We start from the raw sequence: 23,393 nt of genomic DNA, 5'->3' as shown, positions 1-23,393 counted from the left end.
TTATGTCCTTACAGGGCAGGAAATGCTGCCGTCGGGGTGCAAGCTGGCCCGGCCGGCGTTGAATACAGCGGTGCCGTCAATGCCGTACCGCGACAGGTGGCCGGCATTGCGCTGGGCCACTTTCAGATACAGGGCATTGAACGTGACCTGGTCCTCAGGCGACACCGGGAAGGTCTGCACGCCTTCGGCGGCAGCGGCCTTCAACCCGGCGGCCTGGGCCTTGCGAATCTCGTCAGCCAGGGCAGCCTCCCATACGGCAATGCCTTCGTCCAGCACGGCGCGTTGCTCCGGCGCCAGGCTTTCGAACCGTTTCAGGGTCATGGCGCGGGCCGGATAGGCGCCGCGGGCGATCTCCAGCGGCCAGTAAAATTTTGCCACTTCCGAAAAATGCAGGGCGCGGAAGGTGTCGGCCGGCGCCACCACACCGTCGATAATCCCCTTGGCCAGGGCGGAATAGACCTCACCCATCGGCATGTTGACCGGGTCGGCGCCCAGCGCCTTGGTCACTTCCGACAGTTCCGACGGGATACGCAGCCGCAGGCCCTTCAGGTCGGCCAGCGACTTGACCGGATGGTTGCGGGTAATCAGCGACGGCATGTTGCCGCCCTGGACCGCCAGCACCTTCAGGCCTTTCAGCTCGACGGCGAACTGCGGGCTGGACTGCTCCATGCAGCGATACAGCGAGACCTGGTCCTCGACCGTGCGCACGCCGCTGTAGAAACCGGCCTGGATGCGCAGCAGGTGGGCACCACCTTTGACATAGATGGGCGTGATCAGCCCGATATCGGCAACGCCGTGGCGCAGCTCCTCCATCGACTGGTCCGACGACAGCAGCGATCCGGACCACAGCGGCCGCAGGGCCAGGCTGCCGCCCGAGCGTTGCGCGACGAACTTCATCCAGGTCTGGTCGGCGCGGCTGAACGGATGCCCCGGCGAATAGGGCGTGGCATAGGTCAGCCGCGTCACGCCGTCGATCACGGGCTTTGTGCAGCCCGCCACGGCCAGACCGCCCAACAGAAAAGCCCGCCGCTTCATGCCGCAGTCCCCTGGATAAGGCCGCGTTGCGCCAGAAAATCGGCCACCTGGGCCACCATGCGGTCGTGGTTCCAGCTTTTTGCGTCGACCATGTCGCCATCCAGCGCCAGCACCGGCACCCCGGCCTGTTCCAGGGCCTGGGCGGTCAGGCGCGTGCCCGACTGCGACAGGCGGTTGTCGGGCGGTACCAGGACGATGGCGGCATCGATGCCGCAGCGATCGGCTTCCGCCGTCATCCAGCCGTTCATCCACGGTGGCAGGTGCAGAACTTCGTTCATCGAACAGATGCGCGACGCCAGGGCATGCATGTCGCGGCCGTCCAGCTCACGAATATATTGCGGCCCGGCAAACGGCATATACATCGACCACACAAACACTGCGCCCAGCCGGTCCTCCAAAGCCTGGTAAAACCCGGGATCGTGCCACACGCCGGCCCCGATCCACATCAGCCGGATGCGTTCGTTCGCTGCCGCGCCGATACCGGCCTTGACCCGTTCCGCCACCTCATCGCGGAAACGGCGGGCGTGCTCGACGGCCCAGTCCGAGCCGCGGTGCCACTGGGGGATCATGGTGTTGGGCATCTGGTCGGCGATCGACACCGGACACGGCCGCGCCGACCCGATCATCTCGGCGGCCTCGGCGATATAGCCTTCCTGTTCGTTGATGCGCTCCATCAGGTGATGGAACTTGGCCGCATCGAAGCGGCGGCCGGTGCGCTGTTCCAGTACGGCGATCAGGTCGGCCATTTCGTCGACCAGAAGCTGGACCCGGTCGGGCTGATAGACCCGCTCCCATTGCGTCCGGGAATGGCGAAACCAGTCGCCTTCCTTGTGCTCCCAGGCGGGGGCCTCGATCGGGAAGAACTCGGTCCCCAGGGCCTGGGCCCATTGCTCAAAGACATGCTGGATGCAGTCGCAGGTCAGGCGTGCCACCAGAAGCGCCGGCTTGGGCAGGCCGCCCCACGGCGCCGTCTTGGGGTCATTGGCCAGGGTGCAGGCCAGGCCCAGCGAGCAGTATTTGCAGCTATTGGCGGGATAGCCGCGCTCGGCCATCACATCGAAATAGCGCGCCGACAACTGCTTGGCCGAGATATAGGCCGACCACCACTGATTGGTGACCAGGGCGATATCCATGGCGTGAAAGATTTCGTGCGGCGTGTCGGCCTGAGCGACCACGAAGGGTTCGCCATCATCGACCACGCGCCGCTTCAGCTCGGCGCCGAACGCCTTCTGGTAGGCGGTGGCGACGGCCGTGCAGGCCAGGTCCTTGCGGCTTCTTTGGCCGGTTTCTTTGGGGCCAGTCTCGATACTCATCGGAATACTCCCAGGGCTTCCAGCTCAGCGAAACGCGCCGGCGTCAGGCCCGATAATTCAAGCGCGACATCGCGATTGTGCTCGCCGATGTCGGGGGCGCGGAACGGCGCAAAGGCGTCGCGCGACAGGATCAGCGGCGTGCGGACATGGCCGAAGACGCCGAGATGGGCGTGTTCGATATCGACCAGGGATTGCCGCGCCGCCACCTGCGGATCGTAATCCATCAGGTCCTCGATATCCTGCACGGGGGCTGCGGCTATGCCTTCGGCCTGCAGGCGCTGCGCCAGTTCAAGGGCGTCATGCTGCGCCGTCCACGCCTCCAGCGGTCCGCCGGCCAGGGCCTGCAACCGGTCGCGTTCGGCCTGGGTCATGGCGGAGATCGCAATCCATCTGTCCTCGCCGCGCGCCGGCAGTACGGACTGCCAGAAAACGCCTGCCTCGTCATTGCCCTGGCGTTGCGGCGGCGCGCCGGTCTGGGCGGCCAGGATTTCGTCGCGCATCTGCTGGACGCAGATTTCGTACATGGAGGCATCGATATGGCAGCCCTGCCCCGTCTCATGCCGGCGCGCCAGCGCCGCCGACGCCATGGCAGCCATGACATAGGGCACGATGACGTCGCCATAGGGCACGGCGCCCGGAATCACAGGATCGCGGTCGGGCCAGCCGGTCAGGAAGGTCCTACCGGACAAGGCAGCACCTGTGCCGTCGACGCCCCATTCGGCGGCCAACGGCCCGGTCTGGCCAAAGACGCTGCCCGACACCATGATGAGATTTGGATTGCGTTTTGCAAGTTTTTCGTAGTCGAGCCCCAGCTTGGCCATGGTTCCCGGCGAGAAGTTCTCGACCACCACATCGGCCCATTCGATCAGCGGATCGAGGACCTCGCGCGACTCCGGCTTTTTCATATCGAGCGCCAGGGAGCGCTTCGACGTATTGAGATGGGCGAACCATGGCTTGTCGTCGAAATTGCCGGGTTGCGAGGCCGAGACCTGGACGTCCAGCCGCGTCAGGCACGGCCGTGTGCGCGACTCGACCTTGATGACCTCAGCCCCCAGATCGCCCAGGGTCTTGGTGGTCAGAGAACCGACCAGGGCCCAGGAAAAATCCAGCACCCGCACGCCGGCCAAGGGCCCGGGGCGCTGCGACGTGCGGGTGCTGGCCGACGGGGTCTCGGGTCCGTCGGTGACCGTGGCGAACCGCGACGGTTCGCGCACCGCCGCTCCGGTCCAGAAGTTGCGCGCCTGAAGGTGCGGATCGGCCAGGACATCGCCCGGCGCGTTGACCACACAGGCATTGATGCCCCGGCGGCGCCCCTCTTCCGACATCTGCGCCTTCGTACGGGTGGCGAAGAAGGCGGCGATGGCGGTTTCCCACACGGCGCGCGTCTCCGCCGGCAGGGTCGAGCGGTTATAGCTCAGCCAGTCGACGCCCTTTAGCGGGTTCTCCAGGCCGGCCTCATCGATCCAGTCCGACAGGGCCTGGTTGGCCGGGGCGCCGAAGCGGCCGGTCATCAGCGAATGGAAGCACCAGCCGTCGGCCAGCGGCCAGATGCAGCGCACCGTGGCGCGGCCGTAGTTCAGCGCGCCGCCGACTCTGTGCAGCTTGCGGCGGTCGAAATGCCAGACCAGAACGCCGTTGATGTTGCGGCTGAAGGCCACCTCGGCAACCGAGACATCGACATGCTGGCCATGACCGTGGACGGTGCGGGCGAAATGCGCCGCCATCGCGCCCGAGGCCGCCACCATATCGGCGTGGAAGGTGCAGGCATTGCCGGCCTCCTTGACCGGCGCGCGGTCGGGCTGGCCAGTCAGCCGCAGGGTCCCGCCCATGGCCGAGGCCTGAAGCTCTCCGCCCTTCCAGCCGGCATAGGGGCCGAAACTGCCATAGGGCGTCACCGAGACATGGATCAGGCGCGGATAATCGCCCTGCGGCCGCGTGGCCTCCAGCCCAAGATCGTCGATCAGGAAGGAGGCTTCGTCGAGACGCGCAGGATCGAACGGTGCGACGGTCGCCCCCAGAGTCGCCAGATAGCGCGCCAGCGGCCGCTCCGCCATGGTACCCAGGGTGAGCACAAGATGTCCGTTCAGCAGGCTCACGCGGCACGCTCCGTCAAAAAGTTGGTAATCTCGCCCGTTATATCGTCCAGCCAGGCACGCCGCGTCAGAACCAGGGCGGGAATGCCGGCAGCGGCCAAAGCGGCGCGCTGGGCCGGCACGTGCCAAACCTCGGATTCTTCCTCTTCGATCAGCCATAGCAAGACCGCATCGGCATGGGCGGCACGAGCGGCCGCCACCAGGCGTTCGCCGCGATCACCAAAGGTGCGGGCACCTGTGGTCCGGCCCAGAATGGCTTCGGCCAGGGCAGTGATGGGATCGCCGTCTTCGGCCACCCGCGGCCCCAGCCAGTTCAGCGATCGGTCGTGGGCTTCGGCGATGATGGAGGCCCCTGCCCGTTCCACCGCGTCATGCAGGCGGCCATCCGGCGGCGGTGTCCCGGCCAACAGAATACGGCGCGCAGTCTGGCCGGCGGGCGGGGTCGCGACGACCTCGCCGAACAGCGACGCGCGGGTCAGGCGTTCCCAGAACGGCCCGTCACCCTGGCGCCCGGCTTGCCAGGCCGTCATGACATCGCGGCGGGCATTGACGGCGGCGATGGCCAGGTCATCGCTCCGGACACCCAGTTGGGCGCACAGCCCGGTCAGGGCATCACGCGTGCGGCCGGCGCTGGTGGCGCGGCGGATATAGGCGACGTCGAAGATGACCGGTTTCGGTCCCTTGATCTCGCCGCGCTTCTGCAATTCGCAGATGTAGTAGTAGAGCCGCTGGGCATTGTCGTCGCCGCGCGTGAAGACGACCTGTTCGAACCGGTCGAACCGCCGCTCGGCCCAGTCTTCCAGCATGCGACGCGTCCAAGGCGCAAATCCGCTTTCCAGCCAGGTGTCGGCGCGCTGGGTCGGCAGCTCACGGTCCCACGGCAGGTGGCAGGCCTTACGGCCGTTAGCCGTCAGGACCTCCAGCGGGATGTCTAGGCCGACAAACCCGATATCAGCTTCGGCCAGGAGGGTGTCTAGATTGATCATTGTCCCAGCAACTCCGGCAGGCCAAGGGCGATGACAGGGAACAGGATCAGCAGCAGCAGGTGGACCAGGTCCGAGGCCAGGAACGGCAGGACGCCGACGAATATCCGACCCAATGGCACGTCCTTGGCAATGCCCTGGATGACATAGAGATTCATGCCGATGGGGGGATGGACGAAGCCGATTTCCATGGCGCGGACCAGGAAGATACCGAACCAGATCGGCGACAGACCCATCTGGTCGATAATCGGCAGCAGGATCGGCGTCGTCAGCAGCATCAGGGCCAGACCGTCCAGCACCGACCCCAGCAACAGCAGCAGCACTGCCATGACCAGGACCGTCACCAAAGGCCCGGCGCCCAGGCCGGTGATAAAGCCACCGATGGCGTCGGTCAGTCCGGTCACCGACACGAAGACCGAAAACAGCAGCGCGCCGATGACGATGGTGACGATCATGCCCGAGGTCTTCAGGGTCTCGAACAGGGCGTTGTACAGGGTGCCGAAGGTCAGGCGTTTGCGCACGGCAGCAATGATCAGAGCGCCGATCCCGCCGATCGAAGCAGCTTCGGTGGGCGTAAATACCCCCAGCGCGATACCACCGATCATGACGATCACCAGCAAAGCGATGTCGGCAATCCTCAGCAGCGCCTTCCAGCGTTCCGACCACGGCGCGCGTTCGCTCGCCGGCGCCAGTTCCGGCTTCCACCGGACCACCAGCCATACCACCAACAGGTAGAACAACGCCTGGGTGATCCCCGGCACCAGGGCGGCCGTAAACATCTTTCCGATCGACTGTTCGGCGATGATGCCGAAGACGATCAGCGCGCCCGACGGCGGGATCATCTGGCCCAGGGTACCGCCGGCCGCCACCGCGCCCGTCGCCAGACCATCGTCATAGCCGCGCTTGCGCATTTCGGGCAGCGCCACCAGCCCGATGGTCGCCGCGGTGGCCAGGGATGAGCCGTTGATCGAGCCAAATCCTGCACAGCCGGCGATCGAGGCGAAGGCCAGGCCGCCGCGCTTATGGCCCAGAAACTTGGCCGCGGCGTCGAACATGTCGCGGCTGGCATTGGCCGAGAAACACAGGTGCGCCACCAGCAGGAACATCGGAATCGTGCCCAGCTCATAGCGGATGAGGGTCTCCAGCAGGACCACGCCGGACTTGATCACGGCGGGCTCGAGGCCCAGGCACAGGACCAGGCCACCGATGCCGACCAACCCTAAGGCCGCGCCGATCGGCATGCCGGTCATCAACAGCACCAGCAGGATCACTACGCCGATCAGACCCGTTTCAGGAGTCGCCATCATGACGGCTTCCTCCAAAGAGCCTGCCAAACGAACACCACTGCGACCGCGGCGACCGTGGCGCAGGCGATAATCCGCAGCGGCGCATAGGGAATGCCCAGGACCTCGCTGGCCTCATGGCCCGGCCAGGCCTCGATGGCCAGCCAGACACTGCCGGCCAGCAAGGCAACAAAGAACAGGGCCGAAATCGCCCGGGTGATCCGTTCAGCCCCGTCACGCACACCCTCGGGCAAGCGCTCGACCAGCAGGTGGACCGTGGCATGGATGCGGGTCAGGCTCGCCACCAGCAGTCCGGCGCACCCGGACACAAGGATGGCCGCCTGGACGATTTCGATCGCGCCAATCAACGGAAAACCGGTCTGGCGGCCGATCACGCCCAGGGCGTCCCCGGCCATGGCGGCCAGCAAGGCACAGCCTCCGGCAATCGTAAGCCAGCGCAGGGGCCAGGCGTGGTGTTGCGGTTCAATCATGCGACGGCGACCTCCCGGGCGCCTGCGGTGAAATCGAGCACCGGCAAGCCGGCGCGAACGGTAATATCGGCGATGTAGCGGGTCACGGCTTGCGCCCGCTCGCCCGTGGCCAGGACCGGACGGCCCGGCGGCTCGATGAAGACGGGCAGAAATCCGGTCTCGAGCTGCCCGTCGGCGCGCCACACCACCTTGCCGATCAGGGCATTGACCGCCTCCGGGTGAAACGGCGCCAAGGTGTATTCCGGGTCGGGCTCGAAGCCGAACAGCGCCTTGCGCCGTTCAACCCAGGCGGCGCGCGCCGGATTGTCCTGGCCGGGGCTTAAGGCATGGGTCACCACACAACCATTGCCGAGGCCATGAAAAATCGGCTTGCCCTTGTAGATTTCGATCCCGCGCGCGATGTGCGGATGATGGCCGATGACGATATCGGCGCCGGCGTCGATCGCCGCCTGGGCCGCCGGCCGTTCATAGGGCGCCAATCGCGCCGGGGTGTGCACGATCCCCTTGTGCAGCGCCACCACGACCAGGTCGGCCTCGACCGCCGCGATATCCTCGGCCAGCCGCTGATGATCGTTAAACCGTTCCAGCGCCGCAGCCGGGGCGATAGCCGATCCGTCCGCCGTCTCGACGCGCAGATAGTTGCACCCAGCCCTGCCCTCGCCGGCCCAGGCGATCTCCGGCCCGACCAGGTTGTAGCTCAAAAGCGCGATCCGCCGCCCGCTGCGTTCGATGATCACAGGTCGCGCGGCCTCATTCAGGTCCTTGCCCGCACCGGTATGCAACACGCCCACCCGTTCCAGCCCGGCGCGCGTATCGGCGATGCCTTCCGGCCCACAGTCGGCGATATGATTGCCGGCCAGGGTCACGGCCGTAAACCCCGCTCGCTTCAAGGAGGCCAGATTTTCCGGCGGCGCACCCGGCGCCGGTACATCGCCGGCCATGGCGTGGACACTCAGGGTATGCGGCACCTCCAGGTGCCCGATCGCCACGTCGGCCGTTCGCAAAGCTGAGGCAATCCCCGACAGCCAGTAATCGGCGTCGGGCACGTCCAGAACCAGATCGCCGGTGAACATCAGGGTAATATCAGGCACGGTCATGACAAGGTCTTGAAGCTACTCAGGAAAGGTGGCGACGAAATGGTTGACAATCCGCCTGTGGATGCCGAAAGGTCAAGCCATGATCGCAAAAACAAAACCACTCGCCGCCAATGACGTCGCCAGTCGCCTGCGCGACGGCATCCGCATGGGCCGCTACGTCCCGGGACAGAGGCTGGTCGAGGCCGATATCATCGCCGATACCGGCGCCACCCGCTCCCGCGTCCGCGAAGCGCTGCAACGCCTGGCCACCGAAGGTCTGGTCACGATCGAAGAGTTCCGCGGCGCCTCGGTCAAGAAACTCACCCTGGACGAGGTCCGTCAGATCTATCGCGCCCGCATGGCCCTGGAAGGTCTTGCCGCCGCTGAGTTCGCTACAGCTGACAAGCCCGATTTGAAGGCCCGCCTCCAGGCTATCCAGACCGAGATGGACAGCGGCGAATCGACCGGCGACCACGAACAGTTCGGCCGGTTGAACACGGCCTGGCACCGGCTGATCATCGAAGGTGCCGGCAACGACTATGTCCGCGCCTTCCTGGCCACTCTGACGGTGCCGATCTACCGGCTGCTGTTCTCGACCTTTTACAACGCCCAGCGCATTGATGCGGCCAATGCCGACCACCGCCTGATCACGGCGGCGATCGTCGAAGGCCGCGCCGAAGACGCCGAACGCTTTATGCGCGCCCATGTCGAGCAAGGTTTCCATTCGCTTTCGACGATCCATTCCCACTTCGGAAACTAGGCAGAGCTTGAATTTCTTCCTCCTCCCCTGTTTACGGGGGAGGTGGCGCCCCGTGGCGTGGCATCGAGCGAAGCGAGATGACGGAAGGGGCTTTTCCACAGACAGTAAAGCCCCTCCCACCGCTCCGCGGTCCCCCCTCCCCGCAAGCAGGGAGGGAGAAGTTAGCGAAGCCCATGCCTACCACTTGGCCTTCAGGCTAACGGCGATCTTGCGACCGAGCGGTGACGCCGCCGTGGCGTCATAGCCTCCGCTGCCGTTGACGCTGGGGGCAATGTTGACATAGGGCGGGCCCTGGTCGAACAGGTCCTGCACATCGACACCCAAGGTCAGATCGCTGCCCAACCGTTCGCCAACTTTCCAAGCCAGGTACAGATCGACCGGCGTATAGGCGTCGACGTCCTGGAGCGGATTGACGGCGGTGTTGTCATAGGCTCCGACATGCTGAACCAGGACCTGAGCACTGACCGGCCCCTTCTCCCAGGACACCGACGCCCGCATCTTCAGTTTCAATGGATTGAAGATGGTGTTGAGCACATCGAGCCTGGGCGCGGCCGGCGTAATCGCCGCCTCATAGTTCGTCAGATAGGTCCCACCGGCATAAAACCGGAAGTTTCCATAGCTGTCGGTCGGCAGCCGGTAGGTCGTGGCGAAGTCGAAGCCCTGGGTTTGCGAAACCCCCAGATTGTTGTTCCGGCCGTCGACGAACAGGGTGACGTTGTTCGGATTGCCGCCCGGGAACGACCCGCGCAGCAGCGGTATCCCCTGGCTCAGCAGGTCCAGCACCCGGTCGCGTGCCGCCGTCCCGGTCAGGATGATCCCCGTCCCGTCGAACTGGCTCTGCCGCGTCAGCAGGGCCAGGTCGGACAGGTAGGTCGTCACCTGGTTTTCATACAGCACGTCGAAATAGGTCAGGCTCGCGTTAAAGCTCGCATTCGGCCGCCAGTCTACGGTGAAGGACTTGGTCTCGGCCGTTTCCGGCTTCAGGTCCAGGTTCGGCCCGGAATAGGCAAACCCTAACAGGGGCGCCCCGCCCGTCGGATTCTGGTAGTTCTGCCCGAACAGTCCGTTCGAATTGCCGTAGATCTGCGGAATGATCGGCGCCCGGAAAGACGTGCCGTAGGACGCCTTGAAGGTCAGACCGTCCATCGGCGTCCAGTTGACGCCGTACTTCGGGTTGGTCGTCTTGCCGACATCGGAATAGTCGTCGCTGCGCACGGCCAGCGACAGGTCCAGCTTCTGGAAGCCCGGCACGGCGTTTTCGAACCCGAAGATCGGGATCAGGGTCTCGACATAGGCCGAGCTGACATCGCGCTTGAAGTAGCGGAACACCATCGGCGCCGTCGGTCCGCCGCGCGCACTCCCCAGGTCGACCTCGTTGCTCTGCTGCTCGATGCCGGCAGCGACCTTGACGTCGCCCCCCGGCAGGCTGAACAGCGCGCCGGTCACCCGCACTTCACCGCCCTTGTAACGGCCAATGGTCGGATTGATAAAGATCTGGTCGCTCAGGACCGCCAGAACGCTGTCCGACGTCCGCCCCAAGCCATAGGGATCAAAGGCTCTGGTCGGATCGCTGCTGGTCAGGGCGGCGGTCAGAGCCGCATTGTTCAACCCGCGCGTCTGGATCGACGTGTCGTGCGTCCGCCCGACGCCGTAGACGATTTCCAGCTGCCAGTCGTGCGGCAGCTTGAACCGCAGGCCAGGCGTGATCTGCCAGCTTTGGGCGTGACCGGTAATCTGGTCACGCGGCAGGTCGTTCATGAAGTTGTAGTCGATCGTCGTGCTGGTCCCGGTAAAGCCGGTCGGCCGAACGAACCATGCATTGGTCTGCGGCACGGTGAGCGTGGCGCTGGCATAGTTGGGCTCGCGCACGAAATCGCGCCGGCTGTAGAAGGCGTCAGCGAACACCGTCATCCAGGGTGTCACCTCCTGGGTGAAGGTCGAGTTCAGCGAGACATAGTCCTGCTGCGGGAACAGGTCCTGGCCGACCAGGTCGTCGCAGGTGTTGCTCGTCCCGGCCACCAGACTGGCCGCATTGGCCTGGGTCAGTTGCGCCGGCATGGCGTAGGACACGCCGCCGGCCTTCAAAGTTCCAGGTGCGCACCGCGTGACGGAATAGTTGTTGCCGCCGAACTTGCGCTGGTCCGACACGAAGACGTCGCGGTCCTCGCCTTTCAGCGCCGAACGGTTGACCTTTTCGGCGGCGAACATGAACTGGCCGCTGCCCCACTTTTTGCCGAAGGCCACGGCGACCTGCTTCTCGTCGAAACCGTCGGCAAAGCCATAACGTGCAACGGCCTCAGCCCCGTTCAGGCTGCGTCGCGGAATCAGATTGACCACACCGGCGACAGCGTCGGAGCCGTAGATGGCCGAAGCACCGTCGGCCACGACCTCGATACGTTCCAGCCCCAGCGACGGAATGACCGACGGATCAATCGAGCGCGAATTGCTGACCACGCGGTGACCGTCGACCAGGATCAGGGTCGAATACGGCCCGATGCCGCGCAGATTGACGCTGTTGCCGTAGACGATATTGCCATTGCCGCCGGACTGGCCGCGTGAGTTTTCACTGACGCCCAGATCGAAGACCTGGGGGATTTCCTTGATGATGCGGTCGGTGGTGACGGCGGGCGAGTTGGAGATTTCGTCACGGCCCAGCGCAATGATCGATGATCCGACCGGTGCCGCGCCGCGCAGGCGCGATCCGGTGATGACGACCGGGGTGTCGTCCGCAGCGGCGGCAGGGGCATCCTGAGCCACAACGGTAGCGGGGAGCGCCAGCAAGGCAGCTCCGGTTAACAAGGCACGGCGGTACGCTATTCCCTTCGGCATTTTGTTACACTCCCTATTAGTTAGTTTTTATAACTAAATGAATGTGGCGACCACGCTAGATTGTCAACAATAAAATCGACAATTATCGCCTACAGCCGGAAGGCGCGGTTTTTGGGTGACAGGGAGGTCCCAAGAGAGCCCCCAAGAGAGCCCCCAAGAGAGGCTCCCAGAGATGCTTCAAGAGAGGCTTCAAGAGAGGCTCCAACAGATACTTCATGAGATACGTCAAGGGAGGCGCCCGCCCGGTCTACAGAAGCTACTTTTACCTGTAAAATCACCCATGACATGTCCGCCGAAATGCGTTACGCAAATGTCCGACAATTTTTACGGTCGTTTCTCTGGCGGGACGCAGGCCTCTACAAACGACCGCCCGGCGCAAGCATTTCCCGAAAATTCCGAAAAGGGTGCAATGACATGATCATCGATAACGGACGAATCAATCGCCGGCGCCTTATGGGTTATGCGGCCGCCGGGGGGATGGCGGCTCTGAGCTGTGGCGCCTGGGGCAAGGCCAAGGCCGCGCAGGATTCGCGATTGCCGGACGGCACGGAGTTCGCGCTGTGGGAACAACCGCTGAACTTCTCGAAAACCTATTATGTCGACAATACTTCGGCTACCGCCGACGACAACGGGCCTGGCGATCAGGCGCGGCCCTTCCGCACGATCAACCAGGCAGCGCAGGTGCTTCAACCGGGCGAACGCGTCATCATCGCGGCCGGCGACTACCGCGAATGCGTGCGGCCGGCGCGCGGCGGTGACGGACCTTCGCGGATGATCAGCTACGAGGCCGCCCCGGGCGCCAGGGTCTGTATCAAGGGCTCGGAGATTCTCACCGAGGGCTGGCGCCAGGAAACCGTCCATGTCGGTTTCCGTCCGCCAGGTAGCCCTGCCCCAACTGAGGGCGGCGTAACCACCTGGCGCTACCAGTTGGACGGCGCGCTGTTTCCCGACGCCTATAACCCCTTCGCCTTGCCGAGCCTCATGGGCTCATGGGCATGGCTAAACACCGCCACGGTCGATATGGGTCCCTATCTGCGCCGTCGCGGCCTGGTGTTTGTTGACGGAAAGCCGCTGGAGCCCGTGGAGCAACTGCGCGAACTGGCGGCGCCGGCCTTGCCGTCCGTTCCGGACTTCACGAAACCAGCCGTGCCGCAGAACGGACTGCCCGCACGGCGGCGCGGTGGCCCGATCATGCAGGAGATCGGCGGCGTTCCTGATGCGCGCTTCTGGGTGGATCCGTCCGGTACGGCGATCCAGGTCCGCCTGGCGTCGGGTACGCCGGCCGACCATGCGATTGAGGTGACGACCCGCCAGCATGCCTTCCTTCCAATGCAAAGCGGACTGGGTTTTATCCGCGTCAAGGGTCTGACCTTTCAGCATGCCGGCAATGCCTATCCCTTTCCGCAGTACGGCATGGTCTCTCTGGCCGGCGGCGACCACTGGATCCTGGAAGGCAATACCCTGGAATGGGCGAATGGATTGGGGCTCGCCATCGGCTTCGACGGTAACAGCGCGGGCGCGCTCAAACCCGGCGTGTCACATGTCATCCGCGGTAACATCTTCCGCTATTGCGGCATTGGTGGCATCGGCGGCATGGGCACGACCGATGTCCTGATCGAGGACAATCTGATCGAATGGTGCGGCTGGGCCGATGCTGAACGCGGCTGGGAGGCATCCGGCGTCAAGTTCCACCGCGCCCGAAACATGATGTTCCGGCGTAACATTGTCCGCCATATGCGCCATGGCAATGCCGCCTGGTGGGACGTCGACAATACCAACTGCCGCATCACTGGCAATATCTTCGCCGATGTCCAGACCGTCAGCGCCGCCGTGCACATGGAGATGACTCGCGAACGCAACCAGATCGACAACAACATCATCTGGGACGTACGCAATGCCGAACCCGGCACAGCCGGCCAGCGAGGCTGCGCGGGATCGGGTCTGTTCATCAATGCCAGCGAGCAACTGATCGTGGCGCAGAACCTGATCGGGCGCTGCGACAATTCGGGGGTCTTCGCCATCCTACGTCCGGATCGGGCGGGCAGCGGCCAGGCGCGCGACAACACCATCGCCAACAACATCTTCGCCAAATGCGTCACCTCGGCCATCGTCTTTCTCGACCGGAAGAACGCAGCCGATGGCAATGTCTATATTGACATGCCTGCGCGATTCCAGGGCTTCCTCGAAGGCGATACGAAGACCTATCTCGACCTCGCGTCCTGGCGCACGGCCTACGGCTGGGACCGGACGTCTGTCGAGGCCGCGATGCAGGTCGCGTTCGACCCCGTCACGCTGCGCCTGACCTTGTCGGGCGCGAAGGCGTTACCCAAGGTGGCCTTGGTGCACGGTATCCAAAGCGACCTTCTGGGCGCGCCGACAGGGGCGTTGCGAATCGCCGGGCCGCTGGCGAATCTGTCGGCACGGGACGCCTGGATGGTCGACCCGCGACGCAGGACGAGCCTCTAGCAGGTGCGAAGGCGGTTTTGCGGCCCTGGTCGCGGGCGTGCAATCGGCCAAGGTGTTCAGACCGTTGCAGAAAATTTGCGCGAAATAGCCTCAACGCCGTTTGGAACAGACGGCAAGCTGTTGAAATTTCCGCAGCGCAGCATGTATTCAAAAGCCATCAGCAGGCCATGACTGTGCGTGCGCAAAAGCGTGCGCCACAATAAACGCCTCAACACAGCCTCCCAAAATGACCATTAAAGCAGACTAATAAAGCCGGCGACGCGCTTGGGGAGTGATGGGGACGGCTCTTATTTTTGACACATCCGTCAACAATCTAAAACAGGATGTATATTTTTTCCCTTTATAATCAATGTTTTATTTTTTCCGTCGCGATATTAGTGCCAAAATAGCCACTTCTATCGATGAAAAAGGATTTCAGATTGACGAGGATCGCGGTTATGCTTCATATATACAGTCAGACTTATTCGTGACATTTTTTCGGTGAACGGACGAGCGAAGCATGAACCTTTGGGTTCTGGCTTAGCGCCCTCAACGCGCCAAAGAAGTAATGCGCATGAGTCTGTCAGTGCCAAGTTTATAAAAATCGCAGAGACTTAGCTGGTTACACGGCGATATACTTATTTCCGAAATATGAAATAGGTAGATGGCGGAGCTATGCGAAGTTTCCAAGACAAATCACGCATAACGCAGGGAAATATCGTGAAGACCTTACGGGCTATACTTTACGGCGCATCGGGCGCCGCCATCATCTGCGGGCTCTCATTCCCGCTCGTCGCCGCGTCTGCAGATGCGCCGCAGGAGGCAACCGCCAGCGCCACGCCAGAGACTGACGATTCGGTGGTCGTCGTGGTGACCGGGTCGCGGCTTATCAAGGCGAACGAAAAATCACCGACACCGATCACAGCGGTCACCACTGAACAATTAAGCCAAACAACGCCCAGCGACATTGCCGATGCTCTGAACAAGCTGCCGCAGATCATCGGTGGCCGCACGCCGCGCACGCAAGGCAATGGTGCCAACAATAACGGCGGCAACGTCCTTGCCCTGCGCAATTTCGGTCCCTCACGCACCCTGGTGCTGTTCAACGGTCACCGCGTCGCGCCCAACAATCAGGACGGCACGGTCAATGTCGATGTTCTGCCGCAAATCCTGATGAAGCGCGTTGACATCGTCACCGGCGGTGCCTCGGCCGTCTATGGTTCGGACGCCGTCTCGGGTGTGATCAACTTTGTCATCGACGAAAATTTCAACGGCTTCAAATATAAGATCGATACCGGCATTTCAGGTTATGGCGACGGACGTGAAAATTCGATCGCAGCCGCTTGGGGTACAGACCTTTTTGACGGGCGTGGACATTTTGAAACCTCCTTCCGTTACCGCCACCAAGACAAGATCCTCAATACGGATCGTCCGTACGCCAAGGATGGACAGGTTTGGTTTCTGACCGGTAACGGATCGGTCTCGAATCCATTTACCAATACGCCCTATGCCCGCGTAAACAACCAGCCAATGACCGGCGTTGTAAACTGTGGCTCAGCCTGTGCGCTCAATGGCTACACTGTCACCTCGCCCGGCAATTTTGGCCCGCTGACACGCGGTACTCCCACGGGAAGTGGCACCATTGATAGCGGTGGCAACGGTGGTTACGTCAAATTCGGCACCTTCCGCTCAGGTCTTGAGATGAAGGACTCGTTTAGCCGGTTTGACTATGATTTTTCTGATAATGTGCATGGTTATGCTCAGATCAGCTTGGCCGAAGCCGACGTCTCGTCGGATTGGGTCAATACGGTTGTGAGTTCGTCCGGCTCGGGACGTCCAAGCACGATCTTTGCCAACAACCCGTATCTGTCACCCACATCTCAAGCGGCCCTGGGTGCCGGCATAACCTGCGGTACACCTGCGGCAACCGGCTATCGCTGCTTGCCTGCAACCCCACTGACGGCTCAGAACAGGTTTAGCTACGATGGCACGCTCATGCCAGGTGCGACCACCCCAGCATCGCCGGGCGTACCCTTTCTGTCTGTCCCTTCCTATATCTGGAACAAGATCGACGGTCAGGACGCCGGTCCACAAGGCCGCGTCTACAAGACCCTATCGAATCAAAAAAGCTTGAACTTTGAAACCGGTCTCAGGGGAACGCTGGGTAATTTTGACTGGGATATCTTCTACAGCAACAGCTCCAGCGAACTGACGGTCTCGAACCCAAACAACCAACGCAACGACAGATTTTTGGCGTCGCTTGATGCCGTGATCGCGCCTCCGGGCACCCTGGTCAATGGCGTAAATGTCAGCGGCACAATCGTCTGCTGGGTGTCGACCCAGTCGCAGTATGCCTCGCTCTATCCAGGCTGCGTCCCGACCAATATCGTCGATCCGAACGGCCCGTCGGCGGCATCATATGATTATCTTGTTCAGGAGACGCACTGGACCCTGAAACAAAACATGCAAAACTGGGGCGCCTCCATCGGTGGCGGGCTGGGTTTCGGACTTCCGGCGGGTGAGATCAGAGGCGCTGCTTCGGCAGATATCCGTTACCAGACCTACGAGATGACCACCAATGCGCTGGCGACGGATTTCGTCAACTGTACCGGTCTTCGTTTGTGCCTGGCGACCGGGAATTCTGCAGGCGCGGGCGCCGCACCGGCATTGTGGATTCAAAACGTCAACAACCCGGTTGATGCCAAAAACAACGTTTACGAAGCCGCTCTCGAGTTCACCATTCCTTTGTTGAAGGACTTGCCCCTTGTTGAGGACCTGACCTTAGCAACAGCAGGCCGTTATACAAAGTACTCAACCTTTGATGCCGTTCATTCCTGGAAGTTGGGTCTTGATTGGCATCTTAACTCGATGTTCCACGTGCGGGGCACGCAGTCGGTTGACATTCGGGCGCCAAACCTGAACGATCTTTACCAACCGGCTGGTATTTCGGCGTCGACTTTCTCGGACTTCTTGACGGGCCTGAATCAAAATACACAATTTCAAGTCTCTGGTAATGCAAACCTGACGCCTGAAATTGCACGCACGACAACTCTTGGTGTCGTCTTTACGCCAAGCTTTATCCGTAACTTCAACCTGTCGTTTGATTACTACAAGACGGATATGAAGGACGCCATCACGAATATCAGCTACAATAATGCGGCGATCCAAAACCTGTGTCTCGCCAGCGCGCCGGCCTACGACTCCAACTTCTGCTCGCTTGCCGTGCGTCCGATCACCAACCCGTCGGATCCGAATTACAAGACTGCGGCGAACTTCCCGACGAAAATCTTCAGTTCACCTCTGAATGCGGCGAGCTCAACGATCAGTGGTTATGATATCGAGGCAAACTATGTCTGGAGTCTCGCTGACAACGTGTCCTGGTTGCCGGGTCGCTTCGCTTTCCGCACCCTGATCAGCGTCCAACCCACCAATACGACCATCAATATTCCTGGAACCGCCGAGCAATGGGGATTCCAACCTGAGTACAGACAAACGACCTTCTTGTCCTACGTCAACGGCGACTGGACTGTGGCCATTCAGGATCAATATATTGGTGAGGCCAGAAAGGCGACCAGTGACCCCTCAGTGGCCAGCAATAATCAAAACTTTGTCATCCCTACCCTTCCTTCGATGAATGTCATCGATCTGACGATCAGCAAGTCATTCGAGTTCCGGTCAGGCAAGAGCGAAGCCTTTATCAACGTCACCAATCTTGGCGATACACGCGCACCCCTGTTGCCAGGCGCGGGTGTCCCAGGTCTCACCTATCCGACCGCCGGCTTCCATGATGATATGGGCCGCTACATTACGGTCGGCGTCAAAGGCAAGTTCTAAGAGACATCCGGCTGGGCGGTTTTCCCCGTTCGGCCGGAAAACTGCCTTGCGGGCGGCAGCGCGACCTGAAACGTCGCAAGGCTTCGCGGCCTTGCCCGCAACTCCTATGCTTCCCGGACCCTGGACTGCCCCGCCTTTGTGCGGGGCAGCTTTTTTTTCCGATGGGCAGGTTATTGCGAAGCAGCGGCCTGTTGCCTCGCCAGCTCAGCATCGAAGTCCCGCTCGCTTTGGGCGTTGAAGTCCGCAAGCGCTGTAGAACTGACAAATGCGTCACTGTCCCCGGCGATCTGCCGGGCGCGCTTGTCCGCAAGATTGAAAAAGTTGGCATGGTTAGCCAAGAAGATATCGGCCTTTACGTTGCGAATATAGGCAAAGGTGGCACGATAGCTGGCGATCATGCCGGGGTAGGATTCCGGCACAAGGCTCTGCCCTCCCGTCGTGGTGCTGCAATGAAAAAAGACGTGGTGAAGCTCACCATCGTCGCCGCGAACATCCATGCTCCAACTCGTGCAGCCCGGCGTATGGCCGGGCGTGAGGTGCGCCGTCAGGGTGACGCCGCCCAGGCTTAAGGTGTCGCCCTGGCCTACCAGGCGATCGACGCGGACGGGTGGCACGGATATGTCCGCCGTAGGACCATAGCCAACCCGGCCGCTTTCGAGGACGGCGCGATCGGCTGCGCTGGCCACCATGGTTGCGCCGGCCGCCCTTTGCAGCGCCGCCAGCCCGCCGGCATGATCGAAATGGGCGTGGCTGTTGAGGAGATATTTCACATCGCGGATATCGAAGCCCAGCGCCTGGATATTGGCGATGATCTGCGGCGGCGTTTGCGGCAGAGCGCCATCCAGGAGGAAATGGCCGCGCGGCGTGGTAATGAGCCACGCACTGACGCCGGTCGTGCCGACATAGTAGATGTTTCCCACCACCTTGAAGGGCGCAAACGGATCGTTCCAGTGCGCTTCGGCCGCCATGTCGGCCAGCGGCGCCGCCTCCGCGTTCAGAACCTGCCTGTCATCCGCCAGGGGCGAGAGACCTTGAGGTGCGGTGGCTGTACAGCCAGCCAACAGCACAGCCGCACATAGGGAAATTGATTTAACCATTGGCCCAGAAACCTCCCGCGGCCACCGCCGTCTAGCGCCTTGCGAGGTGAGCCCATAATGATCCTGCACCTCGCAAACGTGCCCGTCAACGCGCAATATCGGCCCCTCAAACTGACAACCAGCGCCCACTATGAAAGGCCTCCCGGCACCGCCTTTGCTTGACATGATGCGCGACACGACCATGTCATCGATCACTGTGGGTAGCGCAAAGCGCCGGGGCGGAACTCTTGTTTAAGAGACAAATTCAAAGGTCCGTGGCCTTCCCCTTTAGGAAGAAAGGCCACTCAGCAGGTCCGTGTAGGCCAGGGTCGCATTGGCATGCTCACGCATGAGTGCCTCCGCCCGCGCCCCCTGCCCCTTCGCCAGCGCGTCGTAAACAGCATGATGCTGCATGTGAGCGTAGTTGAGCCGGCGGAATTCGCGCTCCAGGTCGTTCTTGTCTGCCGCCAGGGCCTTCACCGACGCAAAAGGCAGATGATCGTTACGCATCAGAGCCTCGCGAATCGCCTGGCTGCCGCCGGCAGCCAGCAAGACCTCGTGGAAGCGGATATTCATGTCTTCATAGGCGGCGATATCCCCTTCAATCAGGTGGCCTTTCGCGAACAGGGCATCGCCATCCGCCAGGCATTGGCGCAGGGCAGTGTCGGCCACTTGATCCAATCCGCGCTCGGCCGCCCGCAGTGCCGCCAGCCCCTCCAGAACGCCCCGCACCTCGACGGCGGCGACAATGTCGTCAAGCGTCACCGAGCGAACCGTATAGCCGCGGGCCCCGGCCCTTACCAGCAGCCCCTCCTGCTCCAAAATTCGTAGCGCCATGCGCACGGGCATGCGCGACACGCCAAGGGCTTGCGCCGTCGGTATTTCCGCCAGCCTTGTTCCGCCCGGCAATTCGCCGGAGGCAATCTGTTGCCTCAGCGTCATGAGAACTTGCGCACCCGGCTTGCTCATCGCCATCTCCCTGACATGACTCTGGTATGCCCCAGTTCCGTCTAAACCACAATTGGCCAAACGGGATCCAATAATAGCTATTTTTATTGACGAATGGCAAATATTGCCCTTAATTGGATCCAATAATAAGCCGGAGGACACCATGTCGGAGACGCCTGCCCCACTGCCGCCGATGAACAGCGGGCCAATGAACACCTGGCCAATGAATACTTGGCCAATGAACACCTGGTACGTCGCTGCACGCAGCGATGAGGTCGCGGCCGCGCCGCTGGGCCGGACCATCTGCGGTGAACGTATGGTTTTCTACCGAGACCAGGACCACAGGGCCGTCGCCCTGGAGGACTTTTGCCCGCATCGCGGGGCGCCCCTGTCGCTGGGCAAGGTGTCGGATGGCAAGTTGGTCTGTGGTTATCATGGCCTGACCATGGGCTGTGATGGCCGGGCGGCCAGCATGCCGGGTCAGCGCGTCCGGGGCTTTCCACCGGTCAAGGCCTATCCCGCGGTCGAACGGTACGGATTTATCTGGGTCTGGCCGGGCGATCCGGCTCAGGCAGATCCCGCCACCCTTCCGAACCTGATCTGGGGCGACCATCCGGACTGGGCCTATGGTGGCGGGCTTTACCACATTAAATGCAATTTTCGCCTGATGATCGACAACCTGATGGACCTGACGCATGAGACCTATATCCATGCCGACAGTATCGGGCAGAAGGAGATCGATGAAGCGCCCGTGGCGACGCGTCTGGAGGACGACGAGGCCATTACCGAGCGCTATATGAGCGATATCCAGGCGCCGCCGTTCTGGCAGATGGCGCTGCGGGAAAACGGACTGGCCGACGATGTGCCGGTCGACCGCTGGCAAATCTGCCGCTTCAGCCCGCCCAGCCATGTCATGATCGAGGTCGGGGTCGCCCACGCCGGCCACGGCGGCTACAACGCGCCAGACGGGGTAAAGGCCGCCAGCATTGTCGTCGACTTTATCACGCCGGAAAGCGAGACTTCGCACTGGTATTTCTGGGGCATGGCGCGCCGGTTCAAGCCCGACGATGCCGGCCTCACCGACCGCATCCGCGAAGGCCAGGGCAAGATTTTTTCGGAAGATATGGAGATGCTGGAGCGCCAGCAGGACAACCTTACCGCCAATCCCGGGCGCAATCTTCTAAAGCTCAACATCGATGCCGGCGGGGTCCACGCGCGTCGGATTATCGACCGCCTGATCCGTATGGAACTGGTCGGCGGAGACGCGGCATGATCGAGGTCGTGGTTCGCGAGATCGTCCAGGCAACGCCCGCGATACGTCGCATCACCCTGGCTGCCGCGAACGAAAGGGCCTTGCCACCGTTTCAGGCTGGTGCCCACATCGATGTCCACCTGCCTGACGGCCTGGTGCGGCAATATTCCCTGACCGGCCAGCCCGGTGCGGACCAGGTCTATCACATTGGGGTCCTCAACGACCCGGCATCGCGCGGCGGATCGCAATGGATCCACCATAGCCTGAAGCCCGGCGATCGCCTCCAAATCAGCGCACCGCGCAACCTCTTCCCCCTGGTCGAAACGGCCAGACGGCACATTCTGTTTGCCGGCGGCATTGGCGTCACGCCCATCCTGTCGATGGCACGCCATCTTTCGGCGACCGGCGCCGATTTCGAGGTGACTTACAATGTGCGCGATCGCGCCGATGCCGCCTTCGCCAAGGATCTGGCGGCCTTATGTCCCGAAGGCCGATTCCAACTGATGGCGGACGGACGCGACGCCGCACGCGCCGATTGCCTCAGGGCGCTGGCGCTCCCCTCCCCTGACGTCCACGTCTATGTCTGCGGCCCCGTGGGTTACATTGAGACCGTGCTCGACCTGGCCCGGCAACAGGGATGGCCGGACAGCCAGCTTCATCTTGAAACCTTCGCCGCAGCCCCGACCTCGAGTGCCGGCAATACGGCCTTCACTGTGCGCCTTGCCCGGTCCGGTTTGACCATTTTGGTCGCCGAAGACCAGACCGTCCTGAGCGCTCTGGAAGGCAGCGGCATCCATATACCAAGCTCCTGCGAACAAGGCATTTGCGGCACCTGTCTGACACCGGTCATTTCCGGTACGCCGGACCATCGCGATCACTATCTGACGGATGAAGAGCGCGCCACCAACGACCAATTCACGCCATGCTGCTCGCGCTCCCGGTCAGTTGAACTCGTGCTGGACCTTTAGGCCCACGCCTACGGTTTACGCGCGAGGAAGCCGTGCATGTCGATCCAGTTGACGAAGGCCCCGAACCACCCGGTGCTGGTCGTTTTCTTCTGGTACATGCCGAACCCATGCCCGCCCTGCTCATACAGGTGCAGTTCCACCGGGCGTTTGGCCTTGCGCCAGCTATCGATCAGCCCAAAATCCGGCGCAATCAACGGATCGTCAGCCGCCAGAGCTACGAACATCGGCGGCGCGTCCGCCGGCACCTCGACGGCGGTCAGGGGTGCATAGACATAACCGATAAAGGCCGGCTTGGCCTCGGCGCTTTGCAGAGTCGTCCATAGGGTCAGTCGCGCCCCCGCGGAAAATCCCACCATACCGATACGATCGGCATCGACGCCCCAGGTGGCGGCATTGGCGCGAACCAGGGCAAAGGCGGCATTGACGTCGGCGATCTGGGGCGAATCCGCCGAAACTATCCAAGGCCGACTGGGGCTGGAGGCTGATGGCGGCGGCCCGGCGGGACGCGAAAATTCCTCCAGGCTGGCTGGCGTCTGGTTCAGGCGGTATTTCAGCACAAAGGCCGCCACACCGCGGTCGGCCATTTGCCGCGCCATGTCCCAGCCCTCGTTTTCCATCGACAGGGTGCGAAAGCCTCCACCCGGCGCGATGATCACGGCGGCCCCGGTCGCCTTGGCCGGGTCGGGCAGAAACGGCGTCAGGGTGGCCTCTGTGACATTGCGGGCGAACACACTGCCGTACTGGCGGTGCCACGACTCCGGCGCTGTCGCTCCCGGCAAGGCGCCGGTGTTCAGCGGTATGGCGCCAGGCTGGGCCGGACTTTCGATCGCCACCATCTTGCTGTCCTGGGCAAGCCCCGGCGAAGCGGCAAGGCACATCAGCGCCAGAGCGCCGGCCAACCCGGCACACCAGCGGCCTATATCGGAGACATGTTTCATGGTTGCTTCCTCATCTGTAAACGCTTAGAGCGCGTTTCGACCCGGTAGAATCGGGATCGGCGCTCTATG

General features: G+C 62.4%; 16 protein-coding genes. 5 read left to right on the top strand and 11 right to left on the bottom strand.

Annotation, left to right across the window (positions count from 1 at the left end; translation table 11 throughout):
- The 7 genes from dctP to ABI_RS21865 are packed head-to-tail and all read right to left on the bottom strand — an operon-like array spanning position 1 to position 8,295.
- On the bottom strand, positions 1 to 1,035 hold the full coding sequence (gene dctP, locus ABI_RS21895) for a TRAP transporter substrate-binding protein DctP (RefSeq protein WP_050808390.1): 1,035 nt from the start codon (positions 1,033 to 1,035) through the stop codon (positions 1 to 3).
- A complete protein-coding gene (locus ABI_RS21890; protein WP_006275262.1) occupies positions 1,032 to 2,348 on the bottom strand; it encodes a 2-hydroxyacyl-CoA dehydratase subunit D in 1,317 nt (438 codons plus the stop codon). Before ABI_RS21890 ends, dctP begins: the two co-directional genes overlap by 4 nt.
- Complete coding sequence (locus ABI_RS24005) at positions 2,345 to 4,444, bottom strand: CaiB/BaiF CoA-transferase family protein (protein WP_006275261.1); 2,100 nt, start codon at positions 4,442 to 4,444, stop codon at positions 2,345 to 2,347. The genes ABI_RS21890 and ABI_RS24005 overlap by 4 nt, the downstream gene beginning before the upstream one ends.
- Complete coding sequence (locus ABI_RS21880; protein WP_006275260.1) at positions 4,441 to 5,427, bottom strand: 2-hydroxyacyl-CoA dehydratase; 987 nt, start codon at positions 5,425 to 5,427, stop codon at positions 4,441 to 4,443. Before ABI_RS21880 ends, ABI_RS24005 begins: the two co-directional genes overlap by 4 nt.
- Positions 5,424 to 6,731: a TRAP transporter large permease gene (locus ABI_RS21875; protein ID WP_211211205.1), complete on the bottom strand. Its 1,308-nt coding sequence runs from the start codon at positions 6,729 to 6,731 to the stop codon at positions 5,424 to 5,426. Before ABI_RS21875 ends, ABI_RS21880 begins: the two co-directional genes overlap by 4 nt.
- A complete protein-coding gene (locus tag ABI_RS21870) occupies positions 6,728 to 7,198 on the bottom strand; it encodes a TRAP transporter small permease (protein ID WP_006275259.1) in 471 nt (156 codons plus the stop codon). The genes ABI_RS21875 and ABI_RS21870 overlap by 4 nt, the downstream gene beginning before the upstream one ends.
- Positions 7,195 to 8,295 carry a CapA family protein gene (locus tag ABI_RS21865; protein ID WP_006275258.1) on the bottom strand — a complete coding sequence of 367 codons (1,101 nt, stop codon included), beginning with the start codon at positions 8,293 to 8,295 and terminating at the stop codon, positions 7,195 to 7,197. The genes ABI_RS21870 and ABI_RS21865 overlap by 4 nt, the downstream gene beginning before the upstream one ends.
- 79 nt (positions 8,296 to 8,374) lie before the next feature.
- Between ABI_RS21865 and ABI_RS21860 the strand changes: the two genes are divergently transcribed.
- A complete protein-coding gene (locus ABI_RS21860) occupies positions 8,375 to 9,034 on the top strand; it encodes a GntR family transcriptional regulator (RefSeq protein ID WP_083811613.1) in 660 nt (219 codons plus the stop codon).
- A gap of 177 nt (positions 9,035 to 9,211) precedes the next feature.
- Here ABI_RS21860 and ABI_RS21855 read toward each other — a convergent pair whose 3' ends face one another.
- Positions 9,212 to 11,815 (bottom strand): TonB-dependent receptor plug domain-containing protein, encoded by a 2,604-nt coding sequence (locus tag ABI_RS21855; RefSeq protein ID WP_040309839.1) that lies wholly within the window; start codon positions 11,813 to 11,815, stop codon positions 9,212 to 9,214.
- 462 nt (positions 11,816 to 12,277) lie between these two features.
- On the opposite strand from ABI_RS21855, the gene ABI_RS21850 reads away from it, so the two are divergent.
- Positions 12,278 to 14,329, top strand: a complete 2,052-nt coding sequence (locus ABI_RS21850; RefSeq protein ID WP_006275256.1) for a right-handed parallel beta-helix repeat-containing protein — start codon at positions 12,278 to 12,280, stop codon at positions 14,327 to 14,329.
- Positions 14,330 to 15,028: 699 nt separating this feature from the next.
- Positions 15,029 to 18,142: a TonB-dependent receptor domain-containing protein gene (locus ABI_RS21845; protein ID WP_006275254.1), complete on the top strand. Its 3,114-nt coding sequence runs from the start codon at positions 15,029 to 15,031 to the stop codon at positions 18,140 to 18,142.
- 170 nt (positions 18,143 to 18,312) lie between these two features.
- Here the strand turns inward: ABI_RS21845 and bla are convergent, their stop codons facing one another.
- Positions 18,313 to 19,239: a subclass B3 metallo-beta-lactamase gene (gene bla / locus ABI_RS21840; protein WP_006275253.1), complete on the bottom strand. Its 927-nt coding sequence runs from the start codon at positions 19,237 to 19,239 to the stop codon at positions 18,313 to 18,315.
- A gap of 267 nt (positions 19,240 to 19,506) precedes the next feature.
- Positions 19,507 to 20,412 carry a GntR family transcriptional regulator gene (locus tag ABI_RS21835; RefSeq protein WP_245531421.1) on the bottom strand — a complete coding sequence of 302 codons (906 nt, stop codon included), beginning with the start codon at positions 20,410 to 20,412 and terminating at the stop codon, positions 19,507 to 19,509.
- On the opposite strand from ABI_RS21835, the gene ABI_RS21830 reads away from it, so the two are divergent.
- Together ABI_RS21830 and ABI_RS21825 are read left to right on the top strand one after the other, a co-directional pair.
- Positions 20,405 to 21,439 (top strand): Rieske 2Fe-2S domain-containing protein, encoded by a 1,035-nt coding sequence (locus ABI_RS21830; protein WP_245531420.1) that lies wholly within the window; start codon positions 20,405 to 20,407, stop codon positions 21,437 to 21,439. The genes ABI_RS21835 and ABI_RS21830 overlap by 8 nt on opposite strands.
- On the top strand, positions 21,436 to 22,386 hold the full coding sequence (locus tag ABI_RS21825; RefSeq protein WP_006275250.1) for a PDR/VanB family oxidoreductase: 951 nt from the start codon (positions 21,436 to 21,438) through the stop codon (positions 22,384 to 22,386). Before ABI_RS21830 ends, ABI_RS21825 begins: the two co-directional genes overlap by 4 nt.
- Positions 22,387 to 22,394: 8 nt before the next feature.
- Here ABI_RS21825 and ABI_RS21820 read toward each other — a convergent pair whose 3' ends face one another.
- Positions 22,395 to 23,324: an alpha/beta hydrolase gene (locus tag ABI_RS21820; protein WP_006275249.1), complete on the bottom strand. Its 930-nt coding sequence runs from the start codon at positions 23,322 to 23,324 to the stop codon at positions 22,395 to 22,397.
- Between the last annotated feature and the right edge of the window lie 69 nt (positions 23,325 to 23,393).

The organism is Asticcacaulis biprosthecium C19 (genome assembly GCF_000204015.1).
Taxonomy (GTDB): Bacteria; Pseudomonadota; Alphaproteobacteria; order Caulobacterales; family Caulobacteraceae; genus Asticcacaulis; species Asticcacaulis biprosthecius.
Note: the sequence above shows the minus strand (reverse complement) of the source record. Positions and strands in the feature narration are given on the sequence as shown.

Coding starts and splice junctions, on each gene's coding strand:
- dctP (WP_050808390.1), bottom strand. CDS start 1,035: ATGAAGCGGCGGGCTTTTCTGTTGGGCGGTCTGGCCGTGGCGGGCTGC.
- ABI_RS21890 (WP_006275262.1), bottom strand. CDS start 2,348: ATGAGTATCGAGACTGGCCCCAAAGAAACCGGCCAAAGAAGCCGCAAG.
- ABI_RS21880 (WP_006275260.1), bottom strand. CDS start 5,427: ATGATCAATCTAGACACCCTCCTGGCCGAAGCTGATATCGGGTTTGTC.
- ABI_RS21875 (WP_211211205.1), bottom strand. CDS start 6,731: ATGATGGCGACTCCTGAAACGGGTCTGATCGGCGTAGTGATCCTGCTG.
- ABI_RS21870 (WP_006275259.1), bottom strand. CDS start 7,198: ATGATTGAACCGCAACACCACGCCTGGCCCCTGCGCTGGCTTACGATT.
- ABI_RS21865 (WP_006275258.1), bottom strand. CDS start 8,295: ATGACCGTGCCTGATATTACCCTGATGTTCACCGGCGATCTGGTTCTG.
- ABI_RS21860 (WP_083811613.1), top strand. CDS start 8,375: ATGATCGCAAAAACAAAACCACTCGCCGCCAATGACGTCGCCAGTCGC.
- ABI_RS21850 (WP_006275256.1), top strand. CDS start 12,278: ATGATCATCGATAACGGACGAATCAATCGCCGGCGCCTTATGGGTTAT.
- bla (WP_006275253.1), bottom strand. CDS start 19,239: ATGGTTAAATCAATTTCCCTATGTGCGGCTGTGCTGTTGGCTGGCTGT.
- ABI_RS21830 (WP_245531420.1), top strand. CDS start 20,405: ATGAACACCTGGTACGTCGCTGCACGCAGCGATGAGGTCGCGGCCGCG.
- ABI_RS21825 (WP_006275250.1), top strand. CDS start 21,436: ATGATCGAGGTCGTGGTTCGCGAGATCGTCCAGGCAACGCCCGCGATA.
- ABI_RS21820 (WP_006275249.1), bottom strand. CDS start 23,324: ATGAAACATGTCTCCGATATAGGCCGCTGGTGTGCCGGGTTGGCCGGC.